14 protein-coding genes and 4 pseudogenes are annotated in these 19,823 nt (G+C 49.6%); 6 read left to right on the top strand and 12 right to left on the bottom strand.

Annotated features, from left to right (window positions below):
- Positions 1-71: 71 nt before the first annotated feature.
- The 6 genes and pseudogenes from ydjG to ACQ29O_RS09530 form a co-directional block, all read right to left on the bottom strand.
- Positions 72-1,055 (bottom strand): NADH-dependent methylglyoxal reductase, encoded by a 984-nt coding sequence (ydjG, locus tag ACQ29O_RS09555; protein WP_000782139.1) that lies wholly within the window; start codon positions 1,053-1,055, stop codon positions 72-74.
- Positions 1,056-1,064: 9 nt separating this feature from the next.
- Positions 1,065-2,012 carry a sugar kinase gene (locus ACQ29O_RS09550; RefSeq protein WP_000343334.1) on the bottom strand — a complete coding sequence of 316 codons (948 nt, stop codon included), beginning with the start codon at positions 2,010-2,012 and terminating at the stop codon, positions 1,065-1,067.
- A gap of 4 nt (positions 2,013-2,016) precedes the next feature.
- Positions 2,017-2,853, bottom strand: coding sequence for a ketose-bisphosphate aldolase (locus tag ACQ29O_RS09545; RefSeq protein WP_000878871.1), 837 nt, complete (start codon positions 2,851-2,853; stop codon positions 2,017-2,019).
- Positions 2,854-2,874: 21 nt separating this feature from the next.
- A pseudogene (locus ACQ29O_RS09540) lies at positions 2,875-3,918 on the bottom strand (NAD(P)-dependent alcohol dehydrogenase).
- A 10-nt stretch (positions 3,919-3,928) separates the two neighbouring features.
- Positions 3,929-5,308: an MFS transporter gene (locus ACQ29O_RS09535; protein ID WP_000435323.1), complete on the bottom strand. Its 1,380-nt coding sequence runs from the start codon at positions 5,306-5,308 to the stop codon at positions 3,929-3,931.
- Positions 5,309-5,334: 26 nt separating this feature from the next.
- Positions 5,335-6,411 carry a zinc-binding dehydrogenase gene (locus tag ACQ29O_RS09530; protein WP_000645181.1) on the bottom strand — a complete coding sequence of 359 codons (1,077 nt, stop codon included), beginning with the start codon at positions 6,409-6,411 and terminating at the stop codon, positions 5,335-5,337.
- 295 nt (positions 6,412-6,706) lie between these two features.
- Between ACQ29O_RS09530 and ACQ29O_RS09525 the strand changes: the two are divergent.
- Positions 6,707-6,990: pseudogene (locus tag ACQ29O_RS09525) on the top strand (glycosyl hydrolase family 18 protein); the annotation flags it as partial.
- Positions 6,991-7,303: 313 nt separating this feature from the next.
- Here the strand turns inward: ACQ29O_RS09525 and ACQ29O_RS09520 are convergent.
- Together ACQ29O_RS09520 and msrB are read right to left on the bottom strand one after the other, a co-directional pair.
- Positions 7,304-7,582 carry a YeaC family protein gene (locus ACQ29O_RS09520; protein WP_001046864.1) on the bottom strand — a complete coding sequence of 93 codons (279 nt, stop codon included), beginning with the start codon at positions 7,580-7,582 and terminating at the stop codon, positions 7,304-7,306.
- Positions 7,583-7,623: 41 nt separating this feature from the next.
- Positions 7,624-8,037 carry a peptide-methionine (R)-S-oxide reductase MsrB gene (gene msrB, locus ACQ29O_RS09515; protein WP_001519539.1) on the bottom strand — a complete coding sequence of 138 codons (414 nt, stop codon included), beginning with the start codon at positions 8,035-8,037 and terminating at the stop codon, positions 7,624-7,626.
- Between the two features lie 341 nt (positions 8,038-8,378).
- On the opposite strand from msrB, the gene gapA reads away from it, so the two are divergent.
- Both gapA and ACQ29O_RS09505 read left to right on the top strand, forming a co-directional pair.
- Positions 8,379-9,374 (top strand): glyceraldehyde-3-phosphate dehydrogenase, encoded by a 996-nt coding sequence (gene gapA / locus ACQ29O_RS09510; protein ID WP_000153505.1) that lies wholly within the window; start codon positions 8,379-8,381, stop codon positions 9,372-9,374.
- 330 nt (positions 9,375-9,704) lie between these two features.
- Entirely contained in the window at positions 9,705-10,589 is an 885-nt protein-coding gene (locus ACQ29O_RS09505) for a D-hexose-6-phosphate mutarotase (protein ID WP_020936945.1), read from the top strand.
- Positions 10,590-10,687: 98 nt separating this feature from the next.
- Here the strand turns inward: ACQ29O_RS09505 and ACQ29O_RS09500 are convergent, their stop codons facing one another.
- The 3 genes and pseudogenes from ACQ29O_RS09500 to ACQ29O_RS09490 form a co-directional block, all read right to left on the bottom strand.
- Complete coding sequence (locus ACQ29O_RS09500; protein ID WP_072200796.1) at positions 10,688-11,545, bottom strand: aldo/keto reductase; 858 nt, start codon at positions 11,543-11,545, stop codon at positions 10,688-10,690.
- Positions 11,546-11,641: 96 nt separating this feature from the next.
- A pseudogene (locus tag ACQ29O_RS09495) lies at positions 11,642-12,837 on the bottom strand (anaerobic sulfatase maturase).
- A gap of 289 nt (positions 12,838-13,126) precedes the next feature.
- On the bottom strand, positions 13,127-13,873 hold the full coding sequence (locus ACQ29O_RS09490) for a MipA/OmpV family protein (RefSeq protein ID WP_000163762.1): 747 nt from the start codon (positions 13,871-13,873) through the stop codon (positions 13,127-13,129).
- A gap of 425 nt (positions 13,874-14,298) precedes the next feature.
- Between ACQ29O_RS09490 and yeaG the strand changes: the two are divergent.
- Positions 14,299-16,232, top strand: a pseudogene (yeaG, locus tag ACQ29O_RS09485) (protein kinase YeaG).
- Positions 16,233-16,354: 122 nt separating this feature from the next.
- A complete protein-coding gene (locus ACQ29O_RS09480) occupies positions 16,355-17,641 on the top strand; it encodes a YeaH/YhbH family protein (protein ID WP_000219715.1) in 1,287 nt (428 codons plus the stop codon).
- Between the two features lie 144 nt (positions 17,642-17,785).
- Here ACQ29O_RS09480 and ACQ29O_RS09475 read toward each other — a convergent pair whose 3' ends face one another.
- Positions 17,786-17,986: a hypothetical protein gene (locus ACQ29O_RS09475; protein WP_016705258.1), complete on the bottom strand. Its 201-nt coding sequence runs from the start codon at positions 17,984-17,986 to the stop codon at positions 17,786-17,788.
- Positions 17,987-18,280: 294 nt separating this feature from the next.
- Here ACQ29O_RS09475 and dgcJ point away from each other — a divergent pair, with 294 nt between their 5' ends.
- Complete coding sequence (gene dgcJ / locus ACQ29O_RS09470; protein WP_020936944.1) at positions 18,281-19,774, top strand: diguanylate cyclase DgcJ; 1,494 nt, start codon at positions 18,281-18,283, stop codon at positions 19,772-19,774.
- Positions 19,775-19,823 lie beyond the last annotated feature (49 nt).

Below are 19,823 nucleotides of genomic sequence, written 5' to 3'. Positions count from 1 at the left end.
ACTTTCAAAATAAGCCGTTTGAATAACAGATTTTATCTGCATTTCGCCAAAAAAGAGGTGTAATGTATTGCTTATGGATTGTCCAGCGCTTCCGCCATTTGTCTCATCAATAACGCATCGTCATCCGTTAAGGTGATGGACAGCGCAGCGATATTCTCTCGTACCTGCTCCGGCGACGTGGCGCCGCTCAGTATCGAAATCAGCTCGCTTTGTCGCAATATCCACGCCAGCGCCAGCGTCGGGACGGCGCAATGGTATTTGTCGCACAATGGCTGCCACTGCTCCAGCATATCAATAACCCGCAACATATTCTCACGCTGGAACCAGAGTTTATTCGCGCGCGCCCCACCGGGAACATAGTCACGGGTAATGGTGCCGGTTAACAATCCCTGCTCCAGTGGCGAATAAACCTGTACCACGATGCCGTGCTCGCGGCATAGCGGCAGCAGCTCCGTTTCCAGCGCCCGGTCAAGAATGCTGTATTTCGCCTGTATGATGTCCAGCTCGCCATGTTTAAGGTATTCGCGGATATGGCTGACATCTACATTCGCCGCCCCGATAGAACGGATTTTCCCCTCTGCTTTCAGAGCATTGAGCACGCCAACGGTTTCCGCAATCGGCGTAAAAAACGGCGGTACCGACTGCCAGTGGGTCATATAGATATCGATATAATCAATCCCTAGTCGCTGGAGACTGGCATCGACTTCTTTACGAATAGAGTCCGGAGAAAGATTTTTATAGAGCTGGCGATCGCCGACTTTATTGAACAGACTCCCTTCCCGCTCCCAGACGATCCCGCATTTGGTCTCCACCACCATCTCGTTACGCGGTAATTTTTTCAGCGCCTGGCCGACAATCACTTCGCTATTGCCAAAGTTATAGCCCGGCGCCGTATCAATCAGGTTAATACCACAACGGTGCGCCTCAACGATAGTATCGATGCAGACCTGCATATCGAGGTTGCCATTCCATGCCGGACCGCCGCCGATAGCCCAGGTGCCGAGTCCCATACGGGAAAGCGCTATATCTGTATTACCTAAAGGTATCATTTTCATCTGCCGCTATTACCCTTCGTATTCATTCAGGAGTTGTTCCACTAGCATTCTGTTTTTCACGCCCGTTGTGGCGCCCACGCTGAGTACCGATATCGCGGCCGTCGCATTGGCGAACCGTGCGCATTCACGCAGCGTTTTTCCCTCCAGTAGCGCGGCGATAAATCCCGATGCAAAATTATCACCAGCGCCAATAGTGTCGATGGCGGTAATGCCTGACACCGCAGGCACCTCCATTTTTATATCGGCGCTTTTGATAAAGCAGCCTTTCTTGCCAGTTTTAATCACCACTGTTTTTACGCCACATTGCAAAAAACAATCGGCAATATCATCCAGCGTCTCTTTCCCGGTCAGCTTTTTGGCTTCATCAATATTAGGAAACAGATAATCGACAAAACTTAGCGCTTCGCGAATATCGTCCAGAGTTTCATTCAGCCGCGGTTTGATCATGTCAGCGCAGATAACCAGTTGATGCGCTTTCGCCTGCGTAAAAATAGCCGTTAATGCTTTGCCATCCAGCAGCGGGCTGTTAAAGATACTTGCCAGTGATAACAGCCTGACCTGAGAAAAACGGTCAAAATCGACATCGTTAATATTTAGCTTCCACAGGCTGCCGTTACGGTTAGTGACAAAGGTGCGCTCACCATCATCAGTCACCAGCCCAACATTAATTGAGGTATCAATATCCGCATCCTGCTTCAGGCTCTGAATATCGATATTCTCCTTCCGACAGTGGTCGAGAATAAAATATCCTGCCGCATCGTCGCCAACGCGACTCATTAGCGCAGTGCGATGCCCGAGACGCGAAATAATCGTGGCTTCATTAATCGCATCTCCCCCTGTGGTCATGGCAATTCGTTCTAATGGATACGAATCGACATCAAAGATATTTTTACTAACCGGTTGCAAAGGAATGTCGACAATGGCCGCCCCTATGCAAAGAACTTCAATTTCGTCCATATCATCATTCCGCTTTACCATCTGAACCAAACAGTTTGATTTTTTCCAGCGCACGGGCTTTTACCGCTTTGCGTACTTCGCGTTCCAGATGCAGGAACGGCTGATCCTGATTCTCTTTTACCGCTACCATCGCGGCCTGACACAGTTCGGTGTGGATATTGATTTTCGAGATGCCCAGAGAAATGGCTTTTTTGATATCCGCGTCGCTAATACCGGAAGCGCCGCGTAACACTAGCGGTACGGAAACTGCCTGGCGCACGCGCTCCACGACCTCAAAATTCAGTTTTGGTTTAGAGGTATACACGCCATGCTGGTTGCCGATGGCGACCGCCAGCGAGTCACAACCGGTGCGCGCTACAAATTCCGCCGCCTGATCCGGGTCGGTATAGTGATACCCCGCCAACGCCTCTTCATACACCGTTTCGTTCCCTACGTGTCCTAACTCCGCCTCTACCGGAATACCCAGCGGATGGAAGAAATCCACGGCTTCTTTGATCAGGCGAATATTTTCTTCAAAATCAAAGGAAGAAGCGTCACGCATCAGCGAGTTCATGCCGTGCGTCCAGGCATTATGGATAATGTCCATGCTACGTCCATGATCCCAGTGGGTAATTACCGGCACAGTGGCTTTTTTAGCCATGGAAACCATCATATGAGAGAAGTCTTCAAATGAAGTATTGCCCACAAATCCGGTACCAAAGGAGATAATAACCGGCGAATTTGCCTCTTCCGCCGCATCAATCACTCCCATCAACATTTCCGCATTCCACACATTAAAGTGCGCAATCGCGTAATGTTTATTTTGTGCATCATTTTCCCAATATTTTATATCTGCCAACATCGCTGTTTCTCCCGTTTTTCATTAATCGCAAACTTTAATAACGCCTTTAATAATGTCGCGTTTGTTATTCACCGACTCTTCAAATGCACGTTGTACGTCTTTGTAATCGTAAATATGCGTCACCATTGATTTCACATCGAAACGCCCGGAGGAGATGGCATCAATAGTCACCGGATAGCGGTTGGCATAGCGGAATACCGTCTAGATGGAGACTTCACGGTTAATTTTGAGGAAATTAATCGCTGAATCTCCTGCGACAGTGCCAACAATCATGATCTTCCCGCCGCGCATGACCAGATACGGCGCTTGCTGAGTTGTGAAGGCGGAACCGGCGGTTTCAAACACAATATCGGCGCCCATATCGTCGGTGAACTGCTGGCAGAGCGCGACAGTATCTTCTTTCGCCCCATTGATAACGGTTGTCGCGCCCAGTCGTTCAGCCATTGCCAGCCGTTTTTCCAGCACATCCACTACCGCGATATTGGTCGCCCCCAGACACTTACACGCTTGCAGGGTCATTAAACCAATGCAGCCCGCGCCGAGAATGACGATTTTCTTACCCGGTTTGACATCCGCCAGCATTGCCGCGTGCATTCCAACAGCAGCAGGTTCCACCAGCGCACCTTCCATAGTGTCCATATTTTCCGGAAGCTTGTACGTAAAACTTTCCGGATGGCACAGATAGTGCGTTAAGGCCCCGCGATAATTCGGCTGCGTCGCCATAAAATCAACATCCGGACAAATATTGTATTTTCCTTCCAGACAATAGCGGCAGTGGCCGCACGGCACGCCCGGCTCGATATTAACCCGATCGCCTGGCTTAAATTTGCTTACCCGATTGCCGACCGCAACGACCGTACCAGCACACTCATGACCGAGACCAATTTCCTGATTTGGATCCTTCGGCGGAATGAATGGCCCGGATTCAAAACCGTGAACATCTGAACCGCAAATACCGACATATTCCACTTTGATCAATACTTCGTTTTCTTTTGGTACTGGAATATCAGCCGCTATAATTGTCATGGTGCCCGGCGTTTTTAGTATCGCTTTTGAATTTTTCATTTTTATTCCTTTATTTACTCGTGACCTTATCAATGCTCAGACTTTCAACCGAAACACCCTTGGTCTCGATTCCGATAGTCGCTATTGCGACGGCGACGATAATCGAGACAGCGCCCAGCAGGACGAAAACGCCCGTCACGCCATAACCGTTGAGTAATACCGCCACCGCATAGGGGGCAGCGATACCGCTGATTCTGCCGACAGCGTTCGCCAGGCCGGAACCGCGAAGTTTCGCTTCTGTTGGCCAGATCTCCGGCACATAGACCGCCGAGGCATAACAGACATACATATAGACAAAGGTAATCAGGAAAAAGCCAATTAAGGTGATAAGCAACATGCTGGTTTGCAGCGAATAAATATATCCCAGCACGGCAATCAGAATTAATAAACCGACACCCATGGTTTTGCGCGGAATTTTATCCATTACCAGCATAGCGATAAATATGCCAAACGGTGCGCCGAACATACTCATGGTATTTAAAACGATCGAATCTTTGAGGTTGATGCCCTGTGTCATAAAGATGGTGGGCAGCCAGTTAATTAACGTGTATTGCACAACGTTCATGGCAATCAGCACGCAGGAACCCAAAATAACGCGTTTCAGTAATACGCCAGTGAGCAACGCTGAATACGGTACGGAACGCGGCGGCTTGCCGCTGTTTTCAATAACAACCGGCGGCAGCGGTTTTCCTGTCTGACGTTCGATGCCTGCTTCAATGGCCTGCATAACCTTTTCGGCTTCCTGATAACGCCCGCGCGATTCCAGCCAACGGGGAGATTCAGGGAAGTATCGCCAGGCAAGCGCGGTAGCAATCAGCGACAGCACAGCCGGGATCAGTAACTGCACGCGCCAGTTCCATTCCGCGCTAATTAGCGGCGTCAGCCCCATTGCAATCAGGGAACACAATGGATATGACCAGTTGCCAATAAACGAAACGCGACTCGACCAGGTTCCCCGGTTTCTGCCGGGCATGTACTCGGTAAATCCGGCGAACAGCATGACCAGTAGTGCCCCTAATCCCACGCCCATCACAAAACGACAGGCAATCAGGAACATCATATTCGGTGAAAATGCGCCCACGACCATCGAGGCAATGTGAATCGCTTCATAAAGAATAAAGGCGTTCCTGCGTCCGGTTTTATCGCCGATAATGCCGCCCACCAGCGCGCCGAGAAACATCCCCGCCGTGGTAATGGCGGAGAAGGTGGCTGTCGTGGAATTATCGGTCCAGCCTAACTCCTTGAGCTGGGCAAGAATTAATCCGCCGACGGCATTACTCCAGCAAACAAGCAGACCAAAGGCGACGACGGCAAACATTGATGAATGCCAGCGGCAATCCGGCAGGCGATCCAGCCGGGCGCCGCAGTGCGGTTTTGTTATCTGTTCCATGCGATAACGTTCCTTTAGCAGAAGGGTTATTCATCAAAGTCGTAGGTCATGATCACTTTAATGGCTGTTTTATCGACCATTGCGTCAAACCCTTCGCGCCACTGAGAAAGACCGATACGATGGGTGATCATCGGTTTTACTTTGATAGCGCCGCTGGCAAGCAGGCGAATCGCATTGCGCCAGGATGTGGAGTCATAGGCCATATGCCCAATGATGCTTTTGTTCCAGGAAGTAATGTCGTTAATGGAGAAATCGAGCGGCTTAAACCCCATACCGACGCGAACCACTTCACCATTTGGCCGCAGCATGTCGATGGCCTGTTTAAGCGCAATGTTGGCACCGGAGCATTCGATCACCAGACCGAGGTTGTCTTTGCCGCAAATCTCCCGGCAGCGTGCGACGACATCTTCCGTGGAGCCGTTAACAAACGCCGTCGCGCCGAGTTCTTTGGCCACAGGGAAACGGACAGGAACATCCTCATCCAGGCCAACCACCACGATATTTACCGCCCCCATAATGCGGGCCATTTGGACCGAAAACAGACCTAACGGACCGGTGCCGATGACTACCACGTCCTGGCCGGGTAAAAATTTGGATTGCTGGGCGATAGATTTATAGGCGTTGCAGATAGGGTCCAGTACTGCGGCTTCCTCGTAATCCACGCCTTCCGGGATCTCCCACAGGGCATGGCGATGGATTTTCAGGATTTCTCCCGGAACCAGGCAGTATTTGGAAAATCCACCGCCCCAGGTGTTGTTATCCAGACACAGATTCACTTTTTCTGTACAACACAGAAAATCGCCTTGTTCACAGGCAGGGCAAACGCCGCAAACGTGTCCGCTGTTGTCAGAAACCACGCGCTGGCCGACTTTCCAGTCTTTCACTTTTTCGCCCACCCGCGCGATACGTCCGGCGAATTCATGACCGCGAACGGAGTTAAATTCGTCGGACCCGCTGTCAACGTTATAGTGCTTCATATCCGCGCCGCAGATCGCCGCCGCTTTGATTTCGATAATCACGTCTTCCGGACCGCATACCGGCTCCGGGACATCAATCATTTTGTAGCCGCCAAAGGCCTTGCCAAATCTCGCCAGTGCTTTCATTGCATCTTCCTTTGTGTTTGGTGTGCATCAATGCTCATCATACTTAACCATAAAATCTTTAAGGTCAACGATAAATCTTTAAAACACATATAATGATCTGTATTTACCAACCAAGATCACAAACTCAACGAAACAAACGGCGATAAAACCAAAAAGATGGAAGCCGTATCGCGAAAGACGGCGTGAACGCCTGCGCAGGTTTCCATGGATGAAGATGCTAATCTGCTGCGGTTATTTTTTCGCCACTCCATTCTGTGGCGTGTTTCTGTTTTAGATGTCGAAGAGGATCGTTAAAGAAGCCTGTGCGGTGTTTATTCAACCGGCGCAGAAGATTGTCGACAAATATGGTCTCGATGGGATCGATCTTGACTGGGAATATTCGTTTAACGTCGCATTTAAAAGCGCTTCGTCAGCTAATGGGCCAATGGGTCACCCTCGTCGTCGGCGCGAATGCGGAAAGTCCGAAAAGCTGGCTGGACGTGAAAGCTATAGCCCCGTAGCTCGATTTTATCAATCTGATGACTTACGACATGGCCCTATGGCACACAGTATTTCAACGCCAATACGTATGACTCAAACGCCTGACCTGCTGCTGTCAGTGAAGTCTGCCGGAGGAAGGCACTGCTTGCCCTCTCTTATGAAAATCCGCGCTCGGTGGCGATCGATCAACGCGGACCAGATTAAAAGCGCGGACTGGCCGGCGCAATGTTCTGGGAATAGGCCGCCGATGACAATAATCAGTTAGCGAAACAGTTGGCGGACTCGCTGGACATTAAGCGTTAATGGGTAAAAATATGGCGGGCCTGTGCCTGACAGCAATGAGCAGGCCCGGTAAGCACAACGCATTGGCAATGAAACCGCCGGATGGCGGCTACCTCTTATCCGGCTGCCGTTACTGCATTTTCAATGTCGCAATCGGCTTTGACGTAATACCGAAATCCGCTTTGAGCTGCTGCTTGCTTTTCATCACCATCTGACCGTGAGTATCGATCGTCATATGTTGCGCTTCGGTATTGTGCCGCGCCTGCCATAGCATCACCAGTTGCAGGCTGTTTTCTTTCTGTTCCGGCGTCAACGCCACGCCATCCGGCCATTTACCCAGCTCAACGGCGGTGGATAAACGTTGATACACTTCCGGCGTCATGCTGTTAATGATCTCATCAAGATTCATGATGTGTCCGCTCCTGTGGAATAATTTGCTGAATCGTTTTTTCAGCCTTTCAGTTGATCGCCGTTTTTCTCGTCAGAAAAGGCCAGCGAGGCCGAGTTAACGCAATAGCGCTCACCGGTTGGCTGCGGCCCGTCCGGGAAAACGTGTCCGAGATGCGCATCGCAGTTACCGCAACGAATTTCGACACGCTGCATGCCATGAGAAAAATCGTCTATGTAACGAATCGCCTCTTCGCTGACAGGCTGGTAAAAGCTAGGCCAGCCGCAGCCTGAATCGTATTTGGTGTGGGAGTGAAAAAGCGGCGTATCACAGACCAGGCAGTGATAAACCCCATCGCGTTTATTATGTAGCAGGCGTCCGGTAAATGGCGGTTCTGTGCCACGATCCTGCGTCACGTAGAATTGCATTTCGGACAATTTTTTCTTGAGTTCTTCTGCTGAAGGTTGGTTAGCCATTTGCTCACATCTCACTTTAAACGTGCTCACATTGCCTGACCGATTCTAACAAAACATTAACACCTCAGTACCAACTTTTGTTCTAAACTTGATCATTGCGAAATGGCGGCTCACGAATCGTGACTGATGTCACATTATTATCTCGGTTGCCCTTTAAAATTCGGGGCGGCGCCCCCATGTGTTTTCAAGCCGAAAGGAAGAGTGAGGCGAATCAGCCGCGCAAAGGTTGTGCAGAGGATTGATTTGTCGCAATGATTGACACGATTCCGCTTGACGCTGCGTAAGGTTTTTGTAATTTTACAGGCAACCTTTTATTCACTAACAAATAGCTGGTGGAATATATGACTATCAAAGTAGGTATCAACGGTTTTGGCCGTATCGGTCGCATTGTTTTCCGTGCTGCTCAGAAACGTTCTGACATCGAGATCGTTGCAATCAACGACCTGTTAGACGCAGAGTACATGGCATACATGCTGAAATATGACTCCACTCACGGCCGTTTCGACGGTACTGTTGAAGTGAAAGACGGTCATCTGATCGTTAACGGTAAAAAAATCCGTGTTACCGCTGAACGCGATCCGGCTAACCTGAAATGGGACGAAGTTGGTGTTGACGTAGTGGCTGAAGCTACCGGTATCTTCCTGACTGACGAAACCGCGCGTAAACACATCACCGCTGGCGCGAAAAAAGTGGTTCTGACGGGTCCATCTAAAGACAACACCCCAATGTTTGTTAAAGGCGCTAACTTTGACAAATACGAAGGCCAGGACATCGTTTCCAACGCTTCCTGCACCACCAACTGCCTGGCGCCGCTGGCTAAAGTTATCAACGACAACTTCGGCATCATCGAAGGTCTGATGACTACTGTTCACGCGACTACCGCAACCCAGAAAACCGTTGACGGCCCATCTCACAAAGACTGGCGCGGCGGCCGCGGCGCATCTCAGAACATCATCCCGTCCTCTACTGGCGCTGCTAAAGCGGTAGGTAAAGTACTGCCAGAACTGAATGGCAAACTGACTGGTATGGCGTTCCGCGTTCCGACTCCGAACGTATCCGTTGTTGACCTGACCGTTCGTCTGGAAAAAGCGGCTACCTACGAGCAGATCAAAGCTGCTGTTAAAGCTGCTGCCGAAGGCGAAATGAAAGGCGTTCTGGGTTACACCGAAGACGACGTTGTATCTACCGATTTCAACGGCGAAGTATGCACCTCCGTGTTCGATGCTAAAGCAGGCATCGCGCTGAACGACAACTTCGTGAAACTGGTCTCCTGGTACGATAACGAAACCGGTTACTCCAACAAAGTACTGGACCTGATTGCTCACATCTCCAAATAAGTTGAGATGACACAGTCATTGGTAAGAGCGACTCAGGTCGCTCTTTTTTTTTTGCTTAAAGATATACCCGTCATACTTCAAGTTGCAGGTGTGTTGGCTATGCTTTCTCACCCGAATCACTGACGGAAGTCGAACTTATCGGGATGAATCAGGGATGTCCCTGGCCGGAGGTTACCTACGGTTGTTCAAATTCGTTCCCGATGAATTTGTCGTTCACTTGCCGCGTTACTCGGCCTGCGGCCTCGCCTCTACGGGCCAGCGCAAGCACTGGTCAAGGCACAAGCGCCTTGTCATGCAACTCGAATTATTTAGGGTTAAGAGGATTGCGTAATGATTAATAAAATTTTTGCCCTCCCGGTTATCGAACAGCTTACCCCTGTCCTTTCCCGTCGTCAGCTTGATGGCCTGGATCTGATCGTCGTTAACCATCCGCAGGTTAAAGCCTCTTTTGCATTACAGGGCGCGCACCTTCTCTCCTGGAAACCCGTTGGCGAGGAAGAGGTATTGTGGCTCAGTAATAATACGCCTTTCAAAACCGGCGTGGCGCTACGCGGCGGTGTACCGATCTGCTGGCCCTGGTTTGGACCTGCGGCTCAACAGGGTCTACCGTCACACGGCTTTGCGCGTAATCTACCGTGGGCGCTAAAAGCGCATAATGAAGATGATAATGGCGTAATGCTGACATTTGAGCTGCAAAGCAGTGAGGCCACCCGGAAATACTGGCCGCACGATTTCACGCTGCTGGCACGTTTTAAAGTGGGCAAAACCTGTGAAATTGAACTGGAAGCGCATGGCGAGTTTGCAACCACATCCGCGCTCCACAGCTATTTTAACGTTGGCGACATCGCCAACGTTAAGGTCAGCGGACTCGGCGATCGGTTTATTGATAAAGTTAACGACGCTAAAGAAGGTGTCCTGGCCGGCGGTATACAAACCTTTCCGGACCGTACCGATCGCGTTTACCTCAATCCTGAAGCATGTAGCGTGATCCACGATGCGACATTAAACCGCACGATTGATGTAGTTCACCACCATCACCTTAACGTCGTAGGCTGGAACCCTGGCCCGGCGTTGTCCGTCAGCATGGGCGACATGCCGGATGACGGCTATAAAACGTTTGTCTGCGTTGAAACGGTTTACGCTACTGCGCCGCAACAAGCCACAGAAGAAAAACCCTCTCGTCTGGCGCAGACTATCTGCGTCGCTAAACGCTAAAAGTGAATGGATAACGGCGTTGCTATAGGATCTGAAAGGCGTCAGCCGCCATCAGGCATGACCTGCCGGATGGCGGCGCTTACACATTTTATCCGGCGTCACATCATATCCAACGCGGTTTTCCCTTTTGGCGCAGGCCAGGCGTTGTCCAGTAAGGCAAGTTCGTTTGCTGACAAGGCGATCTCAAGCGCCGCCGCATTTTGCTTCACGTGTTCTGTACTTCCGGCTTTCGGGATCGCCATCACGCCCGGATGCGCAATCACCCACGTCAGTAAGATTTGCGCCGCCGTTGCGTTATGCGCTTGCGCAATTTCATTCACCACCGGATGATTCAGTAAACCGCTACGTAACCGGCCAGCCTGCGCCAGCGGGCTATAGGCCATCACTGGCATTCGCTGTTGTTGACACCACGGCAATAAATCATACTCAATACCGCGTGACGCCAGATGATAGAGCACCTGATTTGTCGCGCATTGCTGTCCCCCAGGGATGCGCCACAGCGCCTGCATATCGTCATAATCAAGATTAGAGACTCCCCAACGGCGAATTTTCCCCTGCGCGATTAGCCGCTCCATACCTTCAACGGTCTCTTCGAATGAAAAGCTTCCGGCCCAGTGCAATAGATAGAGATCGAGATAATCTGTTTTCAGACGACGCAGGCTTTCCTCACAGGCGGCAACTATCTTCTGGCCGCCAGCGTTCCACGGGTACACTTTTGACACCAGAAATGCCTCATCGCGTCGCCCTGCCAGCGCCTCGCCCACGACCTTTTCCGCCCCGCCGTCGGCATACATTTCCGCCGTATCAATAAGGCGTAACCCCAAATCCAGCCCCGCGCGCAGCGCCGAAACCTCGCGCTGACGTTGATCCGCGCGCTCGCCCATATACCATGTTCCCTGTCCGATGGCAGGAAGCGTCACCTGCCCGCAAAACGTTACGTTTTTCACTGATTTTATTTCCTTTTCAAGGTCACTCGGCGGTAAAACAATACAGGACTCTTAGACCCTACGGTAATGTCCGGCATCATACCGCGCAAGGGGGCGATTTTCTTGTCACTGACGAACGTCATCCGCAATCATGTCGACGATGCGGGTAATATGCGCGGCGGGTCGCTGATTTAGTAATAATTGACGCATCACATTCATATAGGGCGTCACATGTTGAAAGAACTCCAGATATCCTTTACAGAGATAATTTTGCCGTTCGCCGCCGTCCATACAAATTCGATGTTTCGGACAACCGCCGTGACAGGCAAAGCGCCACGTACAGTTCTGGCAGCGTGAGGAAAGGTTTGCTTTAGCCGCGCCAAACTGCTGCTGAAAAGGAGAGGCCGCCATTTCTTCTAAAGAGTGTTGCTGCAGATTGCCCAGTTTATAGGCGGGAAAAACAAAATGGTCACAGCTAAACACGTCGCCATTCTGCTCCACCAGCAAACTTTGCCCGCAGGTCGACTGCATCGTACAAAGCGTGGCGGGCTCCCCCATCCAGACGCCAAGTAAGTTATCAAAAAGCTGTACGAATATGCGTCCGACATCGTGACGTATCCATTGATCAAAAACATCGCACATAAAGGCGCCCCACCCTTCAGGCGTGACGGAAAAGGGCATCAGCGAAGGCGAATCCTCATTGTCAGATAACGTCAAAGAACGCTGCGCTTTTTGCGCGAGCGGCTCAACAATGGGAATAAATTGAGGTGTTTACTTTCCAGTTCCTGCGTCAAAAAATGATAAATAGCGTTGCCATGACGGCATGACGCATCATTCACGACAGTGAGCGTGTTGAACTCGACATCATTTGCCTGCAGAAGGCGGATAGCATTAACGACTCGGGAAAAAGACGCCCGCCCTGACGGCGTTTTCCGGTAATTATCATGAACGACTTGCGGCCCATCAATCGATATACCAATCAGGAACTGGTGCTGCGCAAAGAAAGCCGCCCACTCTTCATTGATTAATACGCCATTGGTTTGCAGACTGTTGTAGATAGTTTTGCCGTTGGCATAGCGTTGCTGCAAGCGCACCACTTTTTGGTAAAAAGAAAGACCGCATAGCGTCGGCTCTCCCCCCTGCCAGCAAAACGAGACCTCTGAGGATGGCGTATCATCAATTACCCGGCGGATATACGTCTCCAGCACATCGTCAGACATGACGCGCTGCCCCCGGGGTTTATCAAGATAGAAACAGTACTTGCAGGATAAGTTACACAGACTGCCGCTGGGCTTGGCTACGGTATTGAATACTATGCTCATTCGTCTTACTCACTGTGAAGAATGGGTATAGCATAAGCGGGACGTGACAGGGCGATATCAGCCAGCATTGCAACAATTATTACGCTAATTGTTAGCGCAGTTGTAATCACCTGGATTTTTCATATAAAAGGCTAGTTTTTTAAATTGATGTAACAAAGTATAAATCACGTAAGGCTGTACCATACCCGGTCAACAGCGCATTTATGCAAGCCGCCATGTTCGCGTTTCAGTTAGCACAAAGCCTGCATAACGCAGGCTTTGTCATGGTTTTTCCGGCAAATTCAATCAATCAGAATCTATAGGTCACGCCAGTAGAAAGGATACCGGTCCAGGATTTATCCACCATCGGGCTGTCGGTAATTTCATCCGACAGGCGGGTGTAGCGCGCAGTACCATATACGCTCCAGTTACCGGCGAAATTATAGTTAGCGCTAAGTTCAAGATACGGGTTCCAGCTATCGTTCGGGTTATAGCCGCGCAGGCCGCTACGCGAAGATTCTTTACGTGATACGCCGTAATAGTAATCGTTCTGGTTCTCGCTATTCCATTCAACCCCGATACCTGGCGTTAAGGTCAGCCCGCCATTGGTATACCGATACAGCCAGGCCAGATCCCAGACAATACCGTTACTGTTATCCAACGTATCCCCTGCCAGTGAGGTACGCAGGAATCCATACTGGGTGTGATGCGCGTAAGAAACGCCCGCCATCATAGTACTTTTACGCCTGTCCAGACGACGCAACTGATGGTCATCGCTGTCGCCCGGTTTGAAGTACATCGGGGACCAGTATGCCATGATTGACAACTTATCGGCATTGTCATTCCACAAGTAATACCCGCCGCCCAGACCACGGAACCAGAAGTTTTCGCTTTCATAAGCGATGACCGGTATCGGATAAACATCGCTATCGTAATCTTTATAAGGGTGTTCAACCACACCAACGCCTGCGCCCAACGTCAGGTTGCTTTCAGCGTGCGCGACGCTGGCGGATGTTGCAATAAACACGCCAAGAGCCAGAAGTTTAAGTTTGGTCACAATCCATAATTCCTTATTCAAATGTTCTGCGGCAAAAGTGTAACCGCCAATACCTGTAAGCCCAACTATTTTACACAATGTAACCGTTTAATATCACCATCACCGATTATTTTCAGATGATCGGCTGATGATCGTTATGTGACCGGGAACGCTTTTTCTGATATCCACCAGCCTTTTCTACCTGATGAGTTATTGATATGTCATCGAAATCCACTGACGCGTACAGGCAAGTTTTGCAAATGCCATCTACGCTTAATGTTAAGAAGGTGTATCACCGGACACGTTGATCTTCTGACCAATAAAATGGCATGAGAGTTGCTTTTTTTTCTTAGCAGAGACGGCGTTCAGTCTACCTCTTCCGGGAGCCTCTACTATTCATATGAACGGCTCTTAACATGTGCGAAAAAACGAAAGGATGGCATATCATGAATATATTCGATCACTATCGCCAGCGTTACGAAGCTGCCAAGGACGAAGAGTTCACACTGCAGGATTTTCTTACCATTTGTCGGCAAGATCGCAGTGCTTATGCCAACGCGGCAGAGCGGCTATTAATGGCTATCGGCGAGCCTAATATGGTCGACACTGCCCAGGAACCCCGACTTTCCCGACTCTTCTCCAACCGGGTTATTGCTCGCTATCCTGCGTTTGAAGAGTTTTACGGCATGGAAGACGCGATTGAACAGATTGTCTCTTATCTGAAACATGCGGCGCAAGGGCTGGAAGAGAAGAAGCAAATTCTCTATTTGCTGGGACCTGTGGGGGGTGGCAAATCATCGCTCGCTGAACGGCTGAAATCGCTAATGCAGCGCGTGCCAATTTATGTTTTAAGCGCCAACGGCGAGCGTAGTCCGGTCAACGATCATCCGTTATGCCTGTTTAATCCGCAGGAAGACGCGCAGATTCTGGAAAAAGAGTACGGTATTCCGCGCCGCTATCTCGGTACGATTATGTCCCCGTGGGCGGCCAAACGCCTGCATGAGTTTGGCGGCGATATTACTAAATTCCGCGTGGTGAAAGTCTGGCCCTCCATTCTGGAGCAGATTGCCATCGCCAAAACGGAACCCGGCGATGAAAACAACCAGGATATTTCGGCGCTGGTCGGCAAGGTGGATATTCGTAAACTCGAACATCACGCCCAGAACGATCCGGATGCGTATGGTTACTCTGGCGCGCTGTGCCGCGCTAACCAGGGGATCATGGAGTTCGTCGAGATGTTTAAAGCGCCTATTAAGGTGCTGCACCCCTTGCTGACCGCAACTCAGGAAGGTAACTACAATGGTACGGAAGGTATTTCCGCCCTGCCCTTTAATGGCATCATACTTGCCCACTCAAACGAATCTGAATGGGTGACTTTCCGTAACAATAAAAATAACGAAGCGTTCCTCGACCGTGTCTATATCGTGAAGGTGCCTTATTGCCTGCGAATCTCCGAAGAGATCAAAATCTACGAGAAACTGCTTAATCATAGCGAGCTGGCTCATGCGCCCTGCGCGCCGGGCACGTTGGAAACGCTTTCGCGCTTCTCGATTCTTTCCCGCCTGAAAGAGCCGGAAAATTCCAGTATTTACTCGAAAATGCGCGTTTATGACGGTGAAAGCCTGAAAGATACCGACCCTAAAGCTAAATCGTACCAGGAGTATCGCGACTATGCGGGCGTGGACGAAGGGATGAACGGTCTCTCCACCCGATTCGCCTTTAAGATCCTCTCCCGCGTATTCAACTTCGACCATGCGGAAGTGGCGGCAAACCCGGTACATCTGTTCTACGTTCTGGAACAACAAATCGAGCGTGAACAGTTCCCGCAGGAGCAAGCTGAGCGTTATCTGGAGTTCCTGAAAGGCTACCTGATCCCGAAATACGCCGAATTTATCGGCAAGGAGATCCAGACGGCCTATCTCGAATCTTATTCTGAGTACGGGCAGAACATTTTTGATCGTTACGTGACTTATGCGGATTTCTGGATTCAGGATCAGGAGTATCGCGACCCGGATACCGGTCAACTGTTCGATCGCGAGTCGCTGAACGCCGAACTGGAAAAAATTGAAAAACCAGCGGGTATCAGTAACCCGAAAGATTTCCGTAATGAGATAGTAAACTTTGTCCTGCGCGCCAGAGCCAACAATAGCGGCCGTAATCCAAACTGGACCAGTTACGAGAAGCTGCGCACGGTGATTGAGAAAAAAATGTTCTCTAATACTGAAGAGCTGTTGCCGGTCATTTCTTTTAACGCCAAAACGTCGACTGACGAGCAGAAAAAGCATGACGACTTTGTCGATCGGATGATGGAGAAGGATATACCCGTAAGCAGGTTCGTTTGCTGTGCGAGTGGTACCTGCGCGTGCGTAAATCGTCGTGATGTTAATGCCCGGTGGCGCTTGCGCTTACCGGGCCTACAAAGTAATGTTCTGTAGACTGGCTAAGCATTAGCGCTATCCGGCACTGACAGAACAGGCGCTCAGTTGGCAGTACGGGGGGCATATGACCTGGTTCATAGACCGACGTCTTAACGGCAAAAATAAAAGCACGGTGAATCGCCAGCGCTTTTTGCGCCGTTATAAAGCACAAATTAAGCAGTCAATTTCCGAAGCGATTAATAAACGCTCTGTGACCGATGTCGACAGCGGAGAGTCCGTCTCTATTCCAACCGATGATATTAGCGAACCGATGTTTCATCAGGGGCGCGGCGGTCTGCGCCATCGCGTCCATCCGGGTAACGATCACTTTATCCAGAATGATCGCATTGAGCGTCCGCAAGGCGGTGGCGGCGGCGGTTCCGGCAGCGGTCAAGGTCAGGCCAGCCAGGACGGCGAAGGCCAGGATGAGTTTGTTTTTCAGATTTCAAAAGATGAATATCTGGATCTGCTCTTTGAAGATTTAGCGCTGCCTAATCTGAAGAAAAACCAGCATCGCCAGCTTAACGAGTATAAAACTCACCGCGCCGGTTTCACCTCAAACGGCGTACCGGCCAATATCAGCGTGGTACGTTCGCTACAAAACTCTCTGGCGCGCCGTACAGCAATGACGGCAGGAAAACGCCGCGAACTGCACGCGCTGGAAACGGAACTGGAGACCATCAGCCATAGCGAACCAGCGCAACTGCTTGAAGAGGAGCGGTTACGTCGGGAAATTGCCGAACTACGGGCTAAAATCGAGCGAGTGCCGTTTATCGACACCTTTGATTTACGCTATAAAAATTATGAAAAACGGCCTGAGCCCTCCAGCCAGGCGGTGATGTTCTGTCTGATGGACGTCTCGGGTTCGATGGACCAGGCAACCAAAGATATGGCCAAGCGTTTTTACATTCTGCTCTATCTGTTTTTGAGCCGAACATATAAGAACGTAGAAGTGGTTTATATCCGCCACCATACCCAGGCGAAGGAAGTGGACGAACATGAGTTCTTTTATTCGCAAGAGACCGGGGGGACGATTGTCTCCAGCGCGCTTAAACTCATGGATGAAGTGGTTAAAGAGCGCTACGACCCGGGGCAGTGGAACATCTATGCGGCGCAAGCGTCAGACGGTGATAACTGGGCCGACGATTCACCGCTGTGTCATGAGATTCTGGCGAAAAAGCTGCTGCCGGTAGTGCGCTATTACAGCTATATCGAGATTACCCGCCGCGCCCACCAGACCTTATGGCGCGAGTATGAACATCTGCAGGCGACGTTCGATAACTTCGCCATGCAGCATATTCGCGATCAGGAGGATATTTATCCGGTATTCCGCGAATTGTTTCAGAAACAGAGCGCCAATCAAAGCGTATAAATAAATCCGCCCGTTCATATGTCGGGCGGATTTTAATAAACCTGGTGTTCGGTTTTTATGACTGAAGCAATTACCCGCGAATAGTCTGAATGAAGGTATTCCGGCATATCGGGTAATTTAACCCATTAATAGAATTCCATCATGTTAATAACACCAAGGCCAAGACCAAGGCCCCAAATGTCCTGGTTGCCCCACTCCAGGAGGAACAATGTGACAGGCAGGGACTTTATCAAAAACATGATCCAAAACATGTGAAAAAGGATCATCCGCCATCGCCGACGACGTAAAACCTGCTGCCAGTAATGCAAAAAATAAAATCACAGCCATCTCTTTAAATCGTTTCATAGAGCCTCAGAACGGAAGTAAATTATTATTCTTACCACTTCACACTCTTTTCATCATCATAATAAAGGTTATTTTCTTTTTGTCACAAATAGATCAGTATTGTTGGTTAAAAATTTAGTTTTTATCACAATAGTCACACATGAAAATATAAACACAGCGTATTAATTGGTTTATTAAATCGAGAATAATTTTTATTTCATAACATCAATACGTTTTATTTTTAAACAGTCTATTAGAGGAATTCTCATCGCTATGGTAAACTAACGCATCCGACTTTCAGGGCTGTAGTTCATCATGAATTTGCATCATAAAGCGCTCAGGCACTTTATCTCGGCAAGCGTCATCGTTTTGACATCGTCCTTCCTGATTTACGAACTTATTGCCAGCGACAGGGCAATGAATGCCTATATGCGTTATATCATGGAGAGAGCCGATTCGTCGTTTTTGTACGATAAGTACCAGAATCAGAGCATCGCCGCACATTTGATGCGAACTTTTGAAGCGCCGGGAGACCCCGTCACTGCAGAAAAACGCCGCGCGTTTTGCGACGCCTTTGAGGCTATTAACGGTACGCACGGCGTCAACCTGACCCGGCATAATTATCCGGGGCTACATGGCACCCTGCAAACCGCCGCTACACAGTGTACCGATAATCTTGATGACGCCCTTTTACTGCCTGCATTTGATCAGGCGGTAAGCATCAACCGTTCGCAGGACGACCACAGTCACGGGCTGGGCACACTGGAGCTTAAATTCCGTTATTACGTTGATTTAAATAAACATTATGTCTATTTCTATGATTTAATCAACTCACGGCGCTTCGCCATGCATCGTTGGACTTTTTTACAAAAAGGCACAATGGGTATTAACAGAAAAGATATAGATAAACTTTTTACCGGCCGTACGGTTATTTCAAGTATTTACATGGATGATATTACCCAGGAAAACGTCATGAGCTTTTTAACGCCAGTCTATCTGGCGGGAACGTTAAAAGGTATCGTGATGGTGGATGTTAACCAGGATAATTTAAAAAATATTTTTTATACCCAGGACCGTCCGCTGGTTTGGCGTTATCTTAACGTAACACTAAAGGACATGGACTCCGGAAAAGAAATTATTATTAATCAAAGCAAAAATAATCTGTTTCAATATGTGAATTATAGCCATGATATCCCGGGTGGACTGCGCGTTTCGTTGTCCCTTGATTTAACCTATTTCCTTGTCTCGTCCTGGAAAGCGCTGGCCTTTTACTTACTGGCAACGGCGCTCCTGCTTAATATGGTACGGATGCACTTTCGGCTTTATCGCAACGTCACACGCGAAAATATTAGCGATGCCATGACCGGGCTTTACAACCGTAAAATATTAACACCGGAGCTGGAACAGCGACTGCAACGCCTGGTCAATGCCGGGACGCCGGTGACATTTGTCGCTATTGATTGCGATAGGTTAAAACTTATCAACGATACCCAGGGGCACCAGGAAGGCGACCGAATTATTACCCTGTTGGCGAAAGCGATTAAAACATCGATTCGTAAAAGCGATTACGCCATTCGCCTCGGCGGCGATGAGTTCTGTATTATTCTTGCTGATTACGCGGCGGATTTGGCTATCCATCTGCCGGAGCGTATTATTCGTAACCTGCAAATTATTGCACCGGATAAGACAGTCCATTTTTCCGCCGGGATTTATAATATGCAGCCCAATGATACGATTAATGATGCCTACCAGGCTTCCGATGCGCAGCTCTATCTGAACAAACAGCAAAAACAACATCGTTCATCATAGTGCTTCGCAGTAAATGTTCATATTGCACCAGGAGTAAGAAATGGCCGAA

Origin of the sequence: Salmonella sp. GDC200615, assembly GCF_050574145.1 — a bacterium.
Lineage (GTDB): Bacteria > Pseudomonadota > Gammaproteobacteria > Enterobacterales > Enterobacteriaceae > Salmonella > Salmonella enterica.
This window is presented reverse-complemented; position numbering and strand designations above follow the sequence as displayed.

Bases quoted from the DNA above. Each gene is read 5' to 3' on its own strand.
- ACQ29O_RS09480 (WP_000219715.1), top strand. From the start codon at position 16,355: ATGACCTGGTTCATAGACCGACGTCTTAACGGCAAAAATAAAAGCACG.
- gapA (WP_000153505.1), top strand. From the start codon at position 8,379: ATGACTATCAAAGTAGGTATCAACGGTTTTGGCCGTATCGGTCGCATT.
- ACQ29O_RS09520 (WP_001046864.1), bottom strand. From the start codon at position 7,582: ATGAATCTTGATGAGATCATTAACAGCATGACGCCGGAAGTGTATCAA.
- ACQ29O_RS09545 (WP_000878871.1), bottom strand. From the start codon at position 2,853: ATGTTGGCAGATATAAAATATTGGGAAAATGATGCACAAAATAAACAT.
- ydjG (WP_000782139.1), bottom strand. From the start codon at position 1,055: ATGAAAATGATACCTTTAGGTAATACAGATATAGCGCTTTCCCGTATG.
- ACQ29O_RS09535 (WP_000435323.1), bottom strand. From the start codon at position 5,308: ATGGAACAGATAACAAAACCGCACTGCGGCGCCCGGCTGGATCGCCTG.
- ACQ29O_RS09505 (WP_020936945.1), top strand. From the start codon at position 9,705: ATGATTAATAAAATTTTTGCCCTCCCGGTTATCGAACAGCTTACCCCT.
- ACQ29O_RS09530 (WP_000645181.1), bottom strand. From the start codon at position 6,411: ATGAAAGCACTGGCGAGATTTGGCAAGGCCTTTGGCGGCTACAAAATG.
- msrB (WP_001519539.1), bottom strand. From the start codon at position 8,037: ATGGCTAACCAACCTTCAGCAGAAGAACTCAAGAAAAAATTGTCCGAA.
- ACQ29O_RS09550 (WP_000343334.1), bottom strand. From the start codon at position 2,012: ATGGACGAAATTGAAGTTCTTTGCATAGGGGCGGCCATTGTCGACATT.
- ACQ29O_RS09475 (WP_016705258.1), bottom strand. From the start codon at position 17,986: ATGAAACGATTTAAAGAGATGGCTGTGATTTTATTTTTTGCATTACTG.
- dgcJ (WP_020936944.1), top strand. From the start codon at position 18,281: ATGAATTTGCATCATAAAGCGCTCAGGCACTTTATCTCGGCAAGCGTC.